Below are 17273 nucleotides of genomic sequence, written 5' to 3' on the forward strand. Positions count from 1 at the left end.
CCGCTTCTACGCATGATCGGACGCTCTCTCCCACCTAAAAAAGGGTGTTTTGAAAGACAGCTCATCTGCTACCTCCCAAAACACCCTCTTACTACATATTATTGATATTTTTTAAATACTAACACTGCGTTATGACCACCGAAACCTAATGAGTTACTTAAAACCGTACGCACTTCTTGATGTCTCGCTTTGTTTGGCACATAATCTAAATCACATTCTGGATCTGGTGTTTCATAGTTAATTGTTGGCGGAATCACTCCATCTGTAATTGATTTAACAGAGAAAATTGCCTCAACAGCACCAGCTGCTCCTAATAAGTGTCCAGTCATTGATTTTGTAGAACTAATCGCTACTTTATATGCATGTTCACCGAATGTTTCTTTAATTGCCATCGTTTCGTATTTCTCATTCGCATCTGTACTTGTACCATGCGCATTAATGTAATCGATATCCTCAGGCTGAAGATCTGCATCTGCTAATGCTTGACGCATCGCACGAACACCGCCCTCACCGCCAGGAGCAGGCATTGTAATATGGAACGCATCACCTGTTGCACCATATCCAACAAGTTCAGCATAAATACGCGCACCACGTGCTAATGCATGTTCTAACTCTTCCAGTATAAGAATACCTGCGCCCTCTCCCATTACAAATCCACTACGATTTTTATCAAATGGACGACAAGCAGTTGCTGGGTCTTCATTAAATGTCAATGCTTTAGCTGAACTAAATCCTGCAAAAGCCATACTTGTTAATGGCGCTTCTGCCCCGCCTGTAATCATCGCATCTGCATCACCACGCTGAATCACTTTAAAAGCATCACCGATTGAATTTGCTCCTGATGCGCAAGCTGTTACAGAGCAAGTATTAATTCCTTTTGCACCTGTTGCAATCGATACTTGCCCAGCAGCCATATCAGGAATCATCATTGGTACGAAAAACGGACTAACGCGGCGTGGCCCTTTTTCTGTAAAGATTTTAAATTGTTCCTCGTATGTTTCCATACCACCAATACCAGATCCTACCCATACACCAATGCGCGGGCCATTTTCTTCTGTAATTTCTAATTTCGCATCTTCAACGGCCATTTTTGCTGCTGCTACAGCATATTGCGTAAAGCGGTCCATACGGCGCGCTTCTTTTTTATCTATATATTTCTCGACTTCAAAGTCGTTAATTTCTGCTGCTACTTTTGCAGGAAATAATTCTGGATCTATGCGTGTAATACGTCCGATTCCAGATACACCATTTTTAATGTTATTCCAAGCCGTTTCAACATCCGTTCCAATCGGTGTAACAGCTCCTAATCCTGTAATTACGACACGCTTCTTTCCCATACAAAATACACTCCTTTTTCTCTCAGTCCTTATTTACCCCAACGAAGAGCAACTGCTCCCCAGGTTAATCCGCCACCAAAACCAACTAAAACAATTAAATCGCCATCTTGAATACGCCCATTTTGTAATTCCTCTACGATAGCAAGTGGAATTGAAGAAGCTGACGTATTCCCAAACTTTTCAATTGTTGTACTCATTTTTTCTTGTGGCAAATCTAATCGTTCCCTTGCCGATTCCATAATGCGAATATTCGCTTGATGTGGAACTAAAAAGTCCACATCTTCTTTCGTAAAACCGGCTTTTTCAACGACTCGAAGACAAGATTCACCAAGTTGGCGAACAGCAAATTTAAAGACTTCTCTGCCATTCATCATAACATATTCATCTTGATAAAGGTGCTTGCCACCACTTCCATCTGCCCCTAATTCAAACGAAAGAATACCTTTCCCTTCTGAAACAGCTCCCATTACAACAGCACCCGCTCCGTCTCCAAATAATACTGCTGTATTGCGGTCATTCCAGTCCACAATTCTAGATAATTTATCACTACCAACTACTAATACATTTTTATAAGTTCCAGTTTGAATAAATTGCTGCGCTGTAATCATTCCGTACATAAACCCAGCACATGCCGCACTTAAATCCATCGCAGCTGCATGCTTTGCACCAATTTGTTCTTGAATCACGCAAGCAACCGCGGGAAAAGAACGATCTGGCGTTACCGTCGCAACTAAAATAAGATCAATCTCTTCTCCGCTAATCCCTGCATCTTCAAGTGCTTTCTTGGCAGCTTCTACCGCCATATATGAAGTATCTATTGTATCATCGGCAATGCGTCTCTCTGCAATTCCCGTTCTCGTACGAATCCATTCATCGGATGTATCCATGATTTTCTCTAAATCGTGATTAGTGACTACTTTTTCTGGCACATATCTACCGATCCCTAAAATGCCTACGTTCACATCGCAGCCCTCCGTTTTATATCAATTATTATGACTTGGTACTAATTCTAAAACATAAATGTTTATTTGTCTAGAATATATTTCTAAGTAAAAAAATAAGGCCGACATATTGTCGACCTTATTTTCCCGCTTTTCCAAGCTCATATGCTTCATTCATTACTTTCATTAATAACTCTAGTACTGGCTGCGCTTTTTCCATATCAAGTGCAATCCCGTTATCATCCAAAATAGCCTTTGCTTCCGGCAAATGCTTCATAGCGATTTGTAAAAACTGCATATTTTTTTCGTTCATAGTTCTTCATCCTTTCCATACACGGAGCTATACACTCCTTATCTCTACAACTATATATATCCACTTTGATTTTCCAACATATTAAGTACTTGCTCCGAAGAACAACAGGTGACCTACTTCCATTCTCTCTCTTTGTTTTAACTTGGCATGGGGCAGGAAAAGGATCTGACCGCTTCTATGCATGGCTGGATGCTCTCTCCCACCTAAAAGAATGGGTTTCTGCCGATCTTTCAATGGATATTTATATAGTTTAACACGTGTTTTGCCCTTCGTATAACTCTTTATAACGTTTTATATGTGTTAATTGCTTATTTAAACCAAATTCTAACGGAGTGTTTTTTATTATACAAATACTTTTTATCTCTTTTTTCTTCACTTCTTTAAAGGGTTTCTCCACCTTATCCTTAGCATTTAACAGGATCATTCCTTTTTCCCATAAACCTTTTTTACCACTGACCATATTATATACACCTAAATTCTCTTCACTTTTACCTTTTTCCCACAAATATTCACACACATCTTCTACATAAAGAAGATCCGCTCTATTTTCATTTTGAACAAGCTGATATTCCCTTTCCATAATTTCAGAAAGGATAAGTCTGTGGTACATCATAAAAGAAGGTTGCCATGGGCCATATAAAGTTGGAACACGAAGTATACTATAGCGAATATGTGCTTTCTCAACTTCTTCCTCTATTTTCATAAATAATCTTTTATTTTCAGACTGATCTTCTACATTCGCTATTTCAATAGAAGAAAGTACATTTAACTTTACTTGTTTCTTTTCGCACATATGAATCACACGCTTTAAATATTGTAAAATGATTCGTTCGTTCCGGAATCCATTTTGCCTATTCGGTTCACATAAACAAAAGTAAGCTACATCAAACTGCCCCGTTTCTATCCGCTTCCACCCGTTCTCATCTCTTATAGATGAATATGCAAACAAACTATTCCTACCAATTAAAAATAACTTTTCTTCACTTATTTTTGACATACTTTCTAGATCATCAAAATCAAGGCCATATACTTCCACTTCTTCTTCAATCATTTTATTTACAAGATGATAGCCTACAAATGAAAGTGCCCCTATAATAAGTACACGCTTCATGTCACCAGCCCTTTCTCACTCTAAACAAATAGCTCCTCATCTATGTATATGGGAGCTTCATAATTCTTCTTCATACTTTTTAAAGAAACGACATGTATGTTGAACCATTTTATATTTTACATGTTGTAAATGAAACGATAGTGATGTCTCACAATTTTCATTTATTCGTTTTTTTTCATATTCACGTAATAACTGCTTACGCGCTTTTTGTTCTTGTGTGGATACAAATATTTTCACAGGCACACAAGAAGGTAAATAAGAAAAGGATTTCTTAGAAATCTTCGCTTCTAACTCCGCTTCCTTCACATCATACGCAAGCGATAATTCTTTCACTAACCTTTTATAAAAAAATTTATGCTCTTTTTCAAATTCCACATGCGCGGGCAAATCTAAGCATGGGGTCAGCATCACGACAGATCGAATACATTCTGGATAACGAGTCATCATTTCAAGAGCCACAAGCGCCCCCATTCCATCTGCAACAATATGAATTTGTTCGTTTAGTGTTTCTTTTTTCATCACAACATGATACAAACGCTTCGCTAAACGAACTGCTTGATCATTCCCCCAATGTCTTCCGTATAAATTGGATGAAAAAACTGTATATCCATTTTCTATCAGCCCATTTAAAAAATGAGCTCGCCCCGCATGCTGCGTCCATAAACTTGTACCATTCTCAATAAAATAATTGTAATCACCAAGAAGCATAACACCGAATCCATTCGGCTTCTCTGGCAAATAAATTACACATGGTTCTTGTTCTAAGTAAAAAAAACGTTCCGTAACACTCATTATTCTCCCGCCTTATTTTCTAAACATAAAAGCTACTCTTTTATAATGTATGAACAGAATACAAATTTGCGTTGAAAAATCCACAAATATTTTTCTATATTCTGTTTTCAATTGTGTTACAATATAGACAGATTGTACGAATAGGGGTGTGAAAAGATGCGTGTAATTTGGGCCTTTATTTGGTCGTTTATGCTTGTACATATGATGAGCTACGTAATTAGCTCTATGACTGGCGGTGTATACGATTTCGCGCTAGCGTCTAAATTCTCAATTGTTCTCGCTATACTTGTAATGACAATTGCAGCAGCAATTCCAAACGAACCAGTAGAACAGCACTAATAAAAAAGAGTCCGGATTGAATCCGAACTCTTTTTTATTTAACATGAACAACTAGTTCATTATTTTCCACATCAACAACGACATGACTATTATCAGTAATTGTCCCTGCGATTAATTCTCTTGCTAATTTCGTTTCAATTTGACGCTGTACATATCTTTTTAACGGACGTGCCCCGTACATCGGATCGAATCCAGATTCTACAACAAACTCTTTTGCAGAGTCCGTTAATTCCACTGTAATATGACGGTCTACTAAAAGTCCTTGTAACTCTTTGACAATTTTATCAACGATGCCTTTAATTTCAGTTGTTGTAAGTGGTTTAAATAAAATAATTTCATCCACACGGTTTAAAAACTCCGGACGGAAATGACCTCTTAGTTGCCCCATCACAAGTTCTCTTGATTCTTCTTTAATTGTTCCATCTTCTTGTAAACCTTCTAACAAATACCCTGAACCAATATTAGATGTCATAATAATAACGGTATTTTTGAAATCTACTGTTCGCCCTTGTGAATCTGTAATACGTCCATCATCTAACATTTGCAGTAAAATGTTAAATACTTCTGGATGCGCTTTTTCAATTTCATCTAATAAAATAACGGAATACGGTTTACGACGTACCGCCTCTGTTAATTGTCCACCTTCCTCATAACCTACATATCCAGGAGGAGCTCCAATTAAGCGAGACACGGCATGTTTCTCCATATACTCAGACATATCAATGCGGATGATTTGTTCTTCACTATCGAATAAAGATTGTGCTAATGTTTTTGCAAGCTCTGTTTTCCCCACACCTGTAGGTCCTAAGAAAATGAACGAACCGATTGGACGATTTGGATCTTTAATACCCGCGCGAGCACGAAGAACCGCATCTGCTACAAGACTCACTGCTTCCTCTTGCCCAATCACACGCTCTGATAAAATTTGCTCTAAACGAAGCAGTTTTTCACGTTCACCTTCTACAAGTTTCGCAACTGGAATTCCTGTCCAACGTGAAACAATATTGGCAATCTCTTCTTCACTTACTTCCTCGCGAAGCAAACGGTTCTCTTGCCCGTTATGCGTTCCCGCCTCTTCAGCTTCTCTTAACTCTTTTTCCATTGCTGGAATTTTACCATGACGAAGCTCAGCTGCTTTATTTAAATCGTAATTTCCTTCTGCTTCTTCTAACTCACGGCGCAGGCGTTCCAGGTGTTCTCTTAAGTCACGAACTTTATGGATTTCTTCTTTTTCTTTTTGCCACTGCGCTCGCATTCCATGTGCAACTTCTTTTAAATCAGATAATTCACGTTGCAATGTTTTGAGTCGTTCTTGACTACCACGGTCTGTTTCTTTTCCTAAAGCAGCTTCTTCAATCTCTAGCTGCATAATGCGGCGCGTTACTTCATCTAATTCTGTTGGCATGGAATCAATTTCTGTTCGAATTGTTGCGCACGCTTCATCAACAAGGTCAATTGCTTTATCTGGTAAAAAGCGATCAGATATATATCGATCTGATAATACAGACGCCGCTACAATCGCGCGATCATGAATATTTACACCATGATAAATTTCAAAACGCTCTTTTAAACCACGTAAAATAGAAATTGTATCTTCGACAGTCGGTTCTTCAGCTAACACTTGTTGGAAACGACGCTCTAATGCTGGATCTTTCTCAATATATTTTCGGTATTCATCTAAAGTAGTCGCCCCAATACAGTGAAGTTCACCGCGCGCAAGCATCGGTTTCAACATATTCCCTGCATCCATTGCTCCTTCTGTTTTACCAGCACCAACAATTGTATGGAGCTCATCAATGAATAAAAGAATACGACCTTCGCTTTTTTTAATTTCATTTAATACAGCTTGTAAACGTTCCTCAAACTCACCACGGAATTTCGCTCCAGCTACAAGCGCACTCATATCTAATGCAAAAATTGTTCGATCTTTTAATCCTTCCGGTACATCTTTTCTTACAATCCGCTGCGCTAATCCTTCCACAATCGCTGTTTTACCAACCCCAGGTTCACCAATTAATACAGGGTTATTTTTCGTTTTACGCGAAAGAATGCGGATAACACGGCGAATTTCGCTATCGCGTCCAATGACAGGATCAATTTTTCCTTGTCTTACTTCTGCCACTAAATCACGGCCATACTTTTCTAATGCTTCATATGTTACTTCTGGATTTTGACTAGTCACTCTTTGATTCCCCCTAACTTCCATTAACGATTGTAAGAGCTCATTCTTTGTTATCTGGAACGTTGTAAATAAACGTTTTATATCGCTGTTCTCTTCACAAAAGGCAAGTAGTATATGCTCCACTGAAATATATTCATCTTTCAATTTTTTCGCTTCAGCTTCTGCCTTAACAAGCAATTGCTGCAAAGCATTTGTCACATATACTTTGCCAGCTTCTACACCACTCCCTGTAACCGACGGCTTTTTTCGAACGAGTCTTTCCACTTCTTTCGTAAATTGTTCTATATTAACATTCATTTTTTGAAAAATACGTACTGCCAATCCATCTTGCTGCTCCAGTAATGCAAGTAATAGATGAACAGTGTCTACTTCTTGATGATGATGAGATACCGCTAAAGACTGGGCACTCATAATCGCTTCCTGTGTTTTCGTCGTCATTTGATTTAAGTCCATCTTCACAAACCTCCAAACATTGAAATCCCCTTGGTATCTGACCTTTTTTGATTTTTTGACTTTCTTTGACCTTTGATTTGATTATACGCCAATTGTCTTTTTTATACAATAAATTTGATTATGAAATTTGTTTCCAAAAAAGTATGTATACCTTTGCTCTCCAATCACAAAAGCCGCAATATAAATTGCGGCTTCTCTTACGGTTTTCTTTTATATGTCCACTGACGATTCTGATTTGTATTTTCAGGAAATCTTTCACCAGCAGTTAATTTTACCATTTGCGGATCTTTCACCATACTCCCTGTTTCACCAATTTCTACATATATTCCATCATTCGGTGCTTTCTGCCCAGAATGAAACCTACGATTTTGTCCCATCTTCATTCTCCTTCCATGACATCTTTACACCGTTAGTATGCCCATTTTAAAAAAAGCTTTTCTGTTATGTTTAGGAAACGAGTCATATTTTTGATTACCGTTCATATGTATGGATTTACATATGAACGCAGGAGAAAAAGCAGCTTTTGTTGAAAAAAAAGAAACCGACCTATTCCAGGCCAGTTTCAAAGGAGAGTCAAACATATACGAGAAGATTACATTTTTATTATACGTCTTGCTACGTGCGTAATGTAACCCTTTTCACAATTTGTACAAAATGAAAGAAACATTATTTGAACTTTCGAAAAAATCATTGACTTTTCTGATTTTTGGTAGGAAATAGTGGACACTAACATGTTTCCGGGCGTAAGATGAATATATAACGAAACTTCCATTCATGGTCTTTTCGTTATACACTTTCCAACCTCTTATTTCTGCATATTACAACGGAAATACAGATAGAAACAAAAAAAATTTTCATAAGAGGTGAAAACATGAAAAAACAACATTTAATCGCATTAGATTTAGACGGCACTTTACTTACTGACAATAAAATCATTTCTGTACGAACAAAGAAAACAATTGAAAAAGCAAAAGAACAAGGACATGTTGTTGTCATTTCAACAGGACGTCCATTTCGTGCTAGTCACGCTTATTATAAAGAACTTGGTTTAAATACACCGATTGTTAACTTTAATGGCGCTTATGTTCATCACCCTCTTGATGCAAATTGGGGAACACACCATTCTCCTCTTGAACTTTCCACTGCACAAGAAATCGTTCGCGCTTGCTTTGATTTTGGCGTAAAAAACATTTATGCGGAAGTAATTGATGATGTATATGTTCGCGAAATTGATGAGGATAAAAAACATATATTTGAATTTGGCTCTCCAAATATTTTTACAGGAGACTTACTAAACATCTTACAAGATCATCCAACATGTTTATTAATTGATGCACTGGATGAACAATCAACTGCTATTCGTCAGCATTTAACAGATATGCATGCCGAAGTAATTGATCACCGTAAATGGGGTGCTCCTTGGCCGATTATCGAAATTGTAAAAAGTGGTCTTAATAAAGCAATTGGACTTCAAAAAGTTTCTAGTTATTATAACATTCCAAAGGAACGAATCATCGCTTTTGGTGATGAAGATAATGATTTTGAGATGATCGAATATGCAGGTCACGGCATCGCCATGGGAAATGCTATCCCTGAATTAAAGTCACTCGCAAACCATACGACATTAACAAACGAAGAAGACGGCATTGCTCTTTATTTAGAAGAGGTTCTTGGATTGTAATCTAAAAATTCCCTACTTATAGTTTACCGCAAAACGCTCATACTATAATCAGACGCATCAATGCGTCAGTCATTTTCTGCTAAATAAGGGGGAATTACGAATGGGTAAAAAGAACAAATCAAAACGTTTCACCCAACAAGGGGCCGATGCTGTCATGCAGCATGCTGCAAGATTCCCGTACCGCGGTACATTAGCTGATGCAGAAAAAGAACGAAACAACTCTTCTCTCGGAGGGGTTTAAATGGGTAACTTATTATTTCAGCAAGCGCGAGATGCTGTTTCTAGTGCCGTTTCTTGTTCTAGCGGTGCTGAACAAGAAGAGCTTGTTTATCGAGCAAAAAACGCTTTGCAGTCTGCTTATGCAAACTCTTCAACAGCTGAAAAGGTTCAGCTGCGCGAAATGCAACAGCAACTACAAGACATTACGAACACGCATTAAAACAAGAGGACCAAAATTGGTCCTCTTTAATCTTTTCTAAACAATCCAAACACCCCAACGGTTTGGACTATATTTGTAAACGCTCCTGGATCTACTTGTTTAATAATCCGTTCTAATTCATATAATTCATAACGCGTAATCACCATCATTAACATTTCTTTATTTTCATTTGTATATGCCCCTGTAGCTGGCACAGTTGTAATCCCCCTTACTAAACGAGATTGTATCGCCTTCCTTACATCGACACCGTTTTTCGTAACGATAAACGCTGTGATTTTCACATGACGTGTATGAATCGCATCGATAATTCGTGTTGACACATACAACGTTACTAATGTATATAACGCTTTTTCCCAACCGTACATATAGCCAGCTGCAATGATAATAATTGCATTAAAGAAAAAGAAATACGTTCCAACCGGCTTATCTTTCACTTTTGATAAAATCATTGCGATGATATCTAAACCACCTGTGGAAGCCCCCCATTTCAAAGCAATTCCGACTCCTATCGCTGAAATAATCCCTCCGAAAATGGCGTTTAATATAATATCATTTGAGACAGCCCTCACTGGCACAATTTCTAAAAACAGTGTCATAAATACAACACATAAAAAACTAAATAACGTAAACGCTTTCCCGACCTTTTTCCAAGCTAAAATAACAACCGGAATATTGAATAAAGCAAAAAGTACCCCAGTTGATATGTGAATCGATGCAAAATCGTTTAATACTTGCGAAAGCAATTGAGACAATCCCGCAAAACCGCTCGCATATACTTTTGCTGGTGTTAAAAACAAGTTCATTCCAATCGCATTTAATAAACCTGCAATAATAACAACAATTAGTTTCTTTATTAATTCAGCATAATTTAATTTCAAATCCATATTCCATCCACCTTTATAGATCATGAGTTCACCACTACCTGCATACATAGTCTTTACGAAAACGGAAATGATAAACGTACAACCGTTTAGAAATGGAGTTGATACGTATGCCACACACGAGCGATAACGACAAAAAAGCACGCGATAATAATGCAAAGCGCACGCTAAAAAATGAACAGGAACAAAAAAATATCCAGCAAGGAAAACGTACCTATTCTAAAAAAACAGATCACCTTTAATTATTAAGAAACCGACAGAAAACCTTCCTTTTTAAGTGGGAGAGAGCATCCGATCTTGCATAGACGCGGTCAGGGCCTATTTTTGCCCCATGCCACGCTAAAACAACAAGAGATTATGAGTGCAAGTCTGCTTTTGGTTTCACAGCCGCAAATAGACTTTGCTGGTTATAACTGTATGTAAATAAGAGGGTGTGTTGGGCAGTAACAAAAAGATTACTTCTTAACATACCCTCTTTTTAGGCAGGAGAGCGCATCCAGCTACGCATAGAAGCGGTCAGATCCTTTTTCTGTCCCATGCCATGTTAAAACAAAAAGAGAAAGCAAATAGCGATTACCTTTTGTTCTTCATAGCAGCGGATTATATGCCGGAAAATCAAAATGGATTTATAAAGTACATCAACAATCTTGTTGATGTACTTTTTCATTTCACGAAAAACATCTCAATTTCACTTCATGTTCACTTCACTATTTTACAATAACAACAACATAATTAGATGAGGTGTTAGTATGAAAGGAAAACAATTATTGATGGCCACAGCTGCGCTTGGAACGTTAATGCTATCTGCTTGTGGCTCAAAAGATAGCTCAGAGGCAATTGCAACATCAAAAGTTTCAACCATTACAAAAGGTGATTTTGACAAACAATTAAAAGAACGGTACGGGAAAGATACGTTATATGAAATGATGGCACAAGATATCATTACCAAAAAATATAAAGTATCTGATGATGAAGTGAATAAAGAATTAAAAAAGGCAAAAGAACAATTTGGTGATCAATTCAAAACGGTACTAGAAAGTAACCGTTTAAAAGATGAAGATGACTTTAAAAATCAAATCAGGTTCAAATTAGCAATGAACGAAGCCATTAAGAAAAGCATTACAGATAAAGATGTAAAAGCAAACTATAAACCTGAAATTAAAGCTAGTCATATTTTAGTAAGCGACGAAAAAACAGCCAATGACATTAAGAAACAACTAGATGAAGGTGCGTCATTCGAAGAACTAGCAAAACAAAAGTCTGAGGATCCAGGTTCAAAAGAGAATGGCGGAGACCTTGGATACTTTGGTCCAGGTAAAATGGTATCTGAATTTGAGGACGCTGCTTATAAATTAAAGGTCGGTGAAATTAGCAAACCAATCAAATCATCAAACGGCTACCACATTATTAAACTGACTGATGAAAAAGAGTTAAAACCATATGATGAAGTAAAAGATTCTATTCGTAAAACTCTCGAAGAACAGCGCTTAGCAGATCAAACTGCTGGCCAAAAAATATTGTTAGACGAATTCAAAAAAGCTGATATTAAAGTAAAAGATAATGATTTGAAAGATACATTCTCTCGTCTTTCAGGGCAATGAAAAATCTAGCGACAAATTAGGTTAGTATCTATTGGTAATATTTAGTAAATAGAATTCCATCGGCGATTCGACAAAGGATATCGACGTTCCGACACATAACAACAAAAAACAGGAGCTTGCTGACTCCTGTTTCCCAACACTCTGAAAATCAGAACAAGCTACACGCTTGTTCTGATTTTTTATTTCTTAAAGTAAGTCCAACCTTCTTCTTGATAAACTTTTTCTTCTTTCATCAACTTACCAAGTGCACGTTTAAATGCTGCTTTACTCATATTGAAACGTTCTTTAATGTCTTCTGGATGACTCTTATCCCAAAACGGCATTGCGCCTCCGCGCGTCTCCATATACTCATAAACCACCGCAGCATCATCTTCCATTCCCTCTTCTTTACGCGGAAGAAGTGAGATATTAATCGTACCATCATCTTTCACATCAATAATACGACCTGTTACACGTTCACCAATACGAACTTGCTCTTTTCTTTCTGTATGGTGCAGGAAGGCACGGAAATGCTCATCCGTTAATACAAATGAACCAACTTGAAGCGAGCGATACACGCGTCCATTCACATTTTTATTACGCATAGATGGCGTTGCATCTACAATGATTTCCTGCATATCTGAATCTCTTGCTGGAAGAGCGATCAGACGGCCGCGATTTGTCAATTTTAATGTACAATATAATTCGTCGCCCTCTTCTGGCCAAACTGGCATATAAATCGGAAACTCATCAGCTGGGATTAAGATATCTTTAGAAACACCGATATCAACGAATACACCTAGATCAGGTTTTACTTCTACAACTTTCACCCAGTTCCAGTCATGTACTGTAATTACCGGCGTCTTCATTGTGGCAGAAATTCGTTCTTTATGATCAAGGTATAAAAATACATCAATCTCATCGCCTTCTTCGATTTCTCCTGCTACTTCGTTTTTATGTAGAAATACTTCTTCATAGCCCTCTTCATCATCAAATCCGACCATATATCCAATTTCCGTTTCACGTAAAACAGTTACCTGTTCAATCGATCCTGGTTGTAAATACATATATTTTTAATTCCCTTCTATATATAAAGTATATTTTTATCATTCCAAAGAAAGCTTCATTATAACACGATTTTTCCTTTATTTGTCCAACTGCCCAAATTTAACTATAATAGAAGGTGGAATTTAATTTGGAGGTGCTTATTATGGCAAAAGATAGTTCTTTTGACATCGTTTCAAAAGTAGAATTACCAGAAGTAACAAATGCTATTAACATCGCATTAAAAGAAATTCAAAATCGCTATGATTTTAAAGGAAGCAAAAGTGATATTAAATTAGAAAAAGAAGTACTTATTTTAACTTCTGATGATGAGTTTAAATTAGAACAAGTAAAAGATGTTCTTATTTCAAAACTAGTTAAACGCGAAGTACCAATTAAAAACTTGGACTACGGAAAAGTGGAAAGTGCTACTGGTAACACAGTACGTCAACGTGCAACACTGCAGCAAGGTATCGATAAAGACAACGCAAAAAAAATCAACAACATCATTAAAGAGCTAAAATTAAAAGTGAAAACACAAGTACAAGATGACCAAGTACGTGTAACAGCGAAAAGCCGTGATGACTTACAAGCAGTAATCGCAGCAGTTCGTAGTGCAGATTTACCAATTGATGTACAATTCATTAACTATCGCTAAAAGAAAAAAATCCTCTATTCGGAGGATTTTTTTCTTTTAGCATTTAAAAAACTGATTGAAACCTTTTTTTGGAGAGAGAGCGTCCACCTATGCATAGAAGCAGTCATGGTCTTTTTTAGCCCCATGCTGCATGAAAGCAAAAGGAGATAATGAGTGGAGACCTCCTTTTGCTTTCATAGCAATAGCTATACACAATATACGACGCACAAAAATATGCCCACCCTTATGATTTCTTCCGCTTCTTTACAGCAATTAAAAATGCAATAAATAAAACATTTACTAAAACTAGTAAAGATACAAACACCCAGTTAATCCCCGTTTTTTCTCTCACTTGATATACATTTGCTTCTTCTCGCTTCAATACGAGATAATAATTCCCGTCTTCTTCTCTAATGATTTCATCTTCCAACAATCCCTTTAATTCTCGATCTTTCCCTACCTCGTTAGCAGAAAATGAAACTTTCTGCGTCTCTTTTGTATTATTAATCGCAACAAGTGTCACTTCATCTTTATACTTTCTTTTTAGTACGCTCATTCCAGCCTTATCGTATAACAACTCGAATGTCCCGCGGCGGAGAGATGGAAAATCCTGACGAATACCCCCTAATTTCGTGACATATTGTAAAAACTTTTCATCCGTTTTAAAATCCATTAACTGCCGATTATCCGGTACATCCCCGCCATCAAGCGCGATTTCCGTTCCATAATAAACAATCGGTATCCCTGGTGATGTATATAAATACGCAAGCGCTAATTTTAAACGCGATGGCGGATAGTTTGCGTTCTCTTTCGCAATTCTGACAAATCGCTTCGTATCTTGACTATCTACAAAAGCACTTGTCACTTTACCATTTTCTATTAAACTAGCGTCATAAAGCGGTTTAATAGACGTGTCCGATTTCGCGAAGACATCTGTTATGTGCTTATAATACTCATTATGTATATCCGCTTCCCCATCAGTCATAACGAGGAAATCTTTCTTCATTCCTTGAACACTTTGTTTTACTTCATTTAAAGAAATACGAGATATTTCTTTACTGCGGAGAAGATAAATTCCATCTATATCCGCTTCTTTCGTCCACCACTTGATCGAATCAATAAGACTTTCTTTCTCTTTTTCTGCAACAAATTGAAATACAACTTTCATATCTCGTTTATGTGCTTCTTGCACGAGTTGTTTCACATCTTGCACTGATCCAAAATGTTCATTCACTTTTTGAAAATCAACCGTACCATGTCCATCATACGTTTCACTTTTAAAAACTGGCGAAAGCATAATCGCGGTGAATCCCATGTCCTTTATATAATCTATTCGCTTTATAATTCCTTGTATATCTCCCCCTTGGTATCCTTCTAAATTCCCGACATCAAGCTGTTTATCATTTTTTGCATCTCCATTATTAAAACGATCCACCATAATAGAATAGATTACTTCATCTTGCCACTCTCTTTTTTCTTCCGCTAATGTATGCATAGGCGCCAAAAAAGCAAATATCATACAAAAACAAATCAACACTCCTCTTCTCCACATCTTCTTCACAGAATATCCCCCAACTTCTTTCTAATTGTAAGAATAGTATATCAATTTTTCGAACAAACCGCACTTACATAAAATTCATGTTAGATTTCCTAACATAAAATTTAAAATTTTCTGAAAAATAGGTTGATTTTTTATTAATTATTGAATATGATATGAAACATAACATTAAATGTAATATTTTATAACATTGTAGGAGGGGAAAAGAATGAATATGGGAGATACTGTGTTTTTATTTTTAGCGACGGTAATGGTTATGATTATGACGCCAGGTTTGGCACTTTTTTACGGCGGGATGGTTCGCAGCAAAAATGTACTGAGTACAACAATGCATAGCTATAGTGCAATGGCGATTATTTCAATTCAGTGGATCTTTATCGGCTATTCTTTATCATTCGGCCCAGATTGGAACGGCATCATTGGTACATTAGATTGGTTCGGCTTACAAAACGTAACCTACGCACCAAATCCAGACTACTCCGCTACTATTCCACACAATTTATTTATGATGTTTCAACTTATGTTTGCAATTTTAACTCCAGCGTTAATTTCAGGAGCTTTCGCTGAACGAATGCGATTTTCTGCTTTTCTTATTTTCATTCTTTTATGGACGACAATTGTCTATAACCCTGTTGCGCACTGGGTATGGGGCGTTGGCGGTTGGCTTCGCGAACTCGGTGCATTAGATTTCGCTGGGGGTAACGTTGTCCATATCACATCAGGGGTTGCTGGACTTGTATTAGCCATTTTCCTAGGGAAACGAAAAGACATAAACGGCCCTTCCCCTCACCATCTACCATTTACACTTCTAGGCGCAGGCTTATTATGGTTTGGTTGGTTCGGATTTAACGTTGGTAGTGCCCTTACACTAAACGATGTAGCACTAACTGCATTCATTAATACAAATACCGCAGCAGCAGCTTCTGCTTTAACATGGATTTTAGCAGAATGGTTCTTCCAATCAAAACCAACTGTAATGGGAGCCGCTTGCGGGGCAGTATCAGGTCTCGTTGCGATTACGCCAGCTTGCGGATTTGTCACTCCATTCTCCGCCCTTTTAATCGGAGCGATTGGAGGGGTTCTATGTTTCGGAGCTGTCTTCTTTTTAAAACATAAACTTGGATATGATGACGCACTTGATGCATTCGGATGTCACGGCATCGGTGGTACATGGGGCGGTATTGCAACTGGACTATTCGCAACCACTTCTGTAAATAGCAGCGGTGCTGACGGATTATTTTACGGAAATGCCGCGCTACTTTGGAAACAACTTGTCGCAATTGGAGCAACATACGCTTTTACAATCGTAATGACATACGCCATTATTAAAGCGATTAACTTTTTCCTTCCTGTTCGCGTGCATGAGCATGAAGAGCAAATGGGACTCGATATTTCGATGCATGGGGAGAAAGCTTATGAGTATAGTGAGAAATCACTGGGTGAGGTGGCAATGCAGAAAAAGGCTAAGTGAGGCATTTTATCAGTATATAACTTGTACAATAGAAAAGGTTTATCTCTTTTTTAATACGAGATAAACCTTTTTACTTAGCTTAAGATTTTTCTAATTTGCTGGTAGCACCCCATCACCATCAAGCTAAGCTTATACAAAGTCAATTTTAGGCGAGATTGTTTCTTTTTTCTAAAGGGCAAATTTAGTTGATTGAAAGATTTGCATACGAAATAAACCCTAACGGGTTTCACTTTTTTGAATTAAGCGGCTTGATTATCAGACATGGTACAATTGTAAACGACACCTAATATATCAAAGACCGTTTTTTTCTCATATCGATGAGATTTCCGCCCGTTTTGCTGTATGAGATTGAACAGGCGAAGTAACACCTTTGATAGCTCTTGGGTGTTTTTCTTACGATTAGTCAACCTGTATTTTTAGGTTTTTACTGGAGTGAATATCAGAATGAACAAGTACTTGTTATCATGCATACCAAAGACCCCTAATATATACTCGTTTTTTTACTAGGGGTGAG

18 protein-coding genes and 1 pseudogene are annotated in these 17273 nt (G+C 37.4%); 8 read left to right on the forward strand and 11 right to left on the reverse strand.

The window, feature by feature from the left end; all coding sequences use genetic code 11:
• Positions 1-98 precede the first annotated feature (98 nt).
• The 5 genes from fabF to AAIE21_RS09045 form a co-directional block, all read right to left on the reverse strand.
• Positions 99-1337 (reverse strand): beta-ketoacyl-ACP synthase II, encoded by a 1239-nt coding sequence (fabF, locus tag AAIE21_RS09025; RefSeq protein WP_343266449.1) that lies wholly within the window; start codon positions 1335-1337, stop codon positions 99-101.
• Between the two features lie 29 nt (positions 1338-1366).
• Complete coding sequence (gene fabH, locus AAIE21_RS09030) at positions 1367-2299, reverse strand: beta-ketoacyl-ACP synthase III (protein WP_343266450.1); 933 nt, start codon at positions 2297-2299, stop codon at positions 1367-1369.
• A gap of 118 nt (positions 2300-2417) precedes the next feature.
• Positions 2418-2591, reverse strand: a complete 174-nt coding sequence (locus AAIE21_RS09035; protein WP_003195910.1) for a ComZ family protein — start codon at positions 2589-2591, stop codon at positions 2418-2420.
• Positions 2592-2841: 250 nt separating this feature from the next.
• The gene (locus AAIE21_RS09040) at positions 2842-3702 is read right to left on the reverse strand and encodes an NAD-dependent epimerase/dehydratase family protein (RefSeq protein WP_343266451.1); all 861 of its coding nucleotides are present in this window, start codon (positions 3700-3702) and stop codon (positions 2842-2844) included.
• 57 nt (positions 3703-3759) lie between these two features.
• On the reverse strand, positions 3760-4494 hold the full coding sequence (locus AAIE21_RS09045; RefSeq protein ID WP_343266452.1) for a lipase family protein: 735 nt from the start codon (positions 4492-4494) through the stop codon (positions 3760-3762).
• A 156-nt stretch (positions 4495-4650) separates the two neighbouring features.
• On the opposite strand from AAIE21_RS09045, the gene AAIE21_RS09050 reads away from it, so the two are divergent.
• Positions 4651-4833, forward strand: coding sequence for a YjzD family protein (locus tag AAIE21_RS09050; protein ID WP_343266453.1), 183 nt, complete (start codon positions 4651-4653; stop codon positions 4831-4833).
• Between the two features lie 34 nt (positions 4834-4867).
• On the opposite strand, the gene clpB is transcribed toward AAIE21_RS09050, so the two are convergent.
• Positions 4868-7468 carry an ATP-dependent chaperone ClpB gene (gene clpB, locus AAIE21_RS09055; RefSeq protein WP_343266454.1) on the reverse strand — a complete coding sequence of 867 codons (2601 nt, stop codon included), beginning with the start codon at positions 7466-7468 and terminating at the stop codon, positions 4868-4870.
• A 197-nt stretch (positions 7469-7665) separates the two neighbouring features.
• Positions 7666-7845 (reverse strand): YjzC family protein, encoded by a 180-nt coding sequence (locus AAIE21_RS09060; protein ID WP_343266455.1) that lies wholly within the window; start codon positions 7843-7845, stop codon positions 7666-7668.
• A 494-nt stretch (positions 7846-8339) separates the two neighbouring features.
• On the opposite strand from AAIE21_RS09060, the gene AAIE21_RS09065 reads away from it, so the two are divergent.
• The 3 genes from AAIE21_RS09065 (at position 8340) to AAIE21_RS09075 (ending at position 9588) form a co-directional block, all read left to right on the forward strand.
• Positions 8340-9149 (forward strand): Cof-type HAD-IIB family hydrolase, encoded by an 810-nt coding sequence (locus AAIE21_RS09065; RefSeq protein WP_343266456.1) that lies wholly within the window; start codon positions 8340-8342, stop codon positions 9147-9149.
• Between the two features lie 100 nt (positions 9150-9249).
• Positions 9250-9390, forward strand: a complete 141-nt coding sequence (locus AAIE21_RS09070; RefSeq protein ID WP_343266457.1) for a competence protein — start codon at positions 9250-9252, stop codon at positions 9388-9390.
• The gene (locus tag AAIE21_RS09075; protein WP_343266458.1) at positions 9391-9588 is read left to right on the forward strand and encodes a DUF3813 domain-containing protein; all 198 of its coding nucleotides are present in this window, start codon (positions 9391-9393) and stop codon (positions 9586-9588) included.
• 26 nt (positions 9589-9614) lie between these two features.
• Here the strand turns inward: AAIE21_RS09075 and AAIE21_RS09080 are convergent, their stop codons facing one another.
• The gene (locus AAIE21_RS09080) at positions 9615-10472 is read right to left on the reverse strand and encodes a YitT family protein (protein WP_343266459.1); all 858 of its coding nucleotides are present in this window, start codon (positions 10470-10472) and stop codon (positions 9615-9617) included.
• Between the two features lie 107 nt (positions 10473-10579).
• Here AAIE21_RS09080 and AAIE21_RS09085 point away from each other — a divergent pair, with 107 nt between their 5' ends.
• Positions 10580-10711 (forward strand): DUF3941 domain-containing protein, encoded by a 132-nt coding sequence (locus AAIE21_RS09085; protein ID WP_343266460.1) that lies wholly within the window; start codon positions 10580-10582, stop codon positions 10709-10711.
• A 507-nt stretch (positions 10712-11218) separates the two neighbouring features.
• The gene (gene prsA / locus AAIE21_RS09090; protein WP_343266461.1) at positions 11219-12070 is read left to right on the forward strand and encodes a peptidylprolyl isomerase PrsA; all 852 of its coding nucleotides are present in this window, start codon (positions 11219-11221) and stop codon (positions 12068-12070) included.
• Between the two features lie 179 nt (positions 12071-12249).
• Here prsA and AAIE21_RS09095 read toward each other — a convergent pair whose 3' ends face one another.
• A complete protein-coding gene (locus tag AAIE21_RS09095) occupies positions 12250-13116 on the reverse strand; it encodes a CvfB family protein (RefSeq protein ID WP_343266462.1) in 867 nt (288 codons plus the stop codon).
• A gap of 143 nt (positions 13117-13259) precedes the next feature.
• On the opposite strand from AAIE21_RS09095, the gene AAIE21_RS09100 reads away from it, so the two are divergent.
• The gene (locus AAIE21_RS09100; RefSeq protein WP_001040142.1) at positions 13260-13751 is read left to right on the forward strand and encodes a YajQ family cyclic di-GMP-binding protein; all 492 of its coding nucleotides are present in this window, start codon (positions 13260-13262) and stop codon (positions 13749-13751) included.
• Between the two features lie 223 nt (positions 13752-13974).
• Here the strand turns inward: AAIE21_RS09100 and AAIE21_RS09105 are convergent, their stop codons facing one another.
• Entirely contained in the window at positions 13975-15249 is a 1275-nt protein-coding gene (locus AAIE21_RS09105) for an alpha-amylase family glycosyl hydrolase (protein WP_343266484.1), read from the reverse strand.
• A 247-nt stretch (positions 15250-15496) separates the two neighbouring features.
• Between AAIE21_RS09105 and AAIE21_RS09110 the strand changes: the two genes are divergently transcribed.
• Positions 15497-16759 carry an ammonium transporter gene (locus AAIE21_RS09110; protein WP_343266463.1) on the forward strand — a complete coding sequence of 421 codons (1263 nt, stop codon included), beginning with the start codon at positions 15497-15499 and terminating at the stop codon, positions 16757-16759.
• Between the two features lie 239 nt (positions 16760-16998).
• Here AAIE21_RS09110 and AAIE21_RS09115 read toward each other — a convergent pair.
• Positions 16999-17154: pseudogene (locus tag AAIE21_RS09115) on the reverse strand (IS4 family transposase); the annotation flags it as partial.
• Positions 17155-17273 lie beyond the last annotated feature (119 nt).

The sequence above is a fragment of the Paenibacillus sp. 102 genome (genome assembly GCF_039549175.1).
In the GTDB taxonomy this organism is placed as follows: Bacteria; Bacillota; Bacilli; order Bacillales; family Bacillaceae_G; genus Bacillus_A.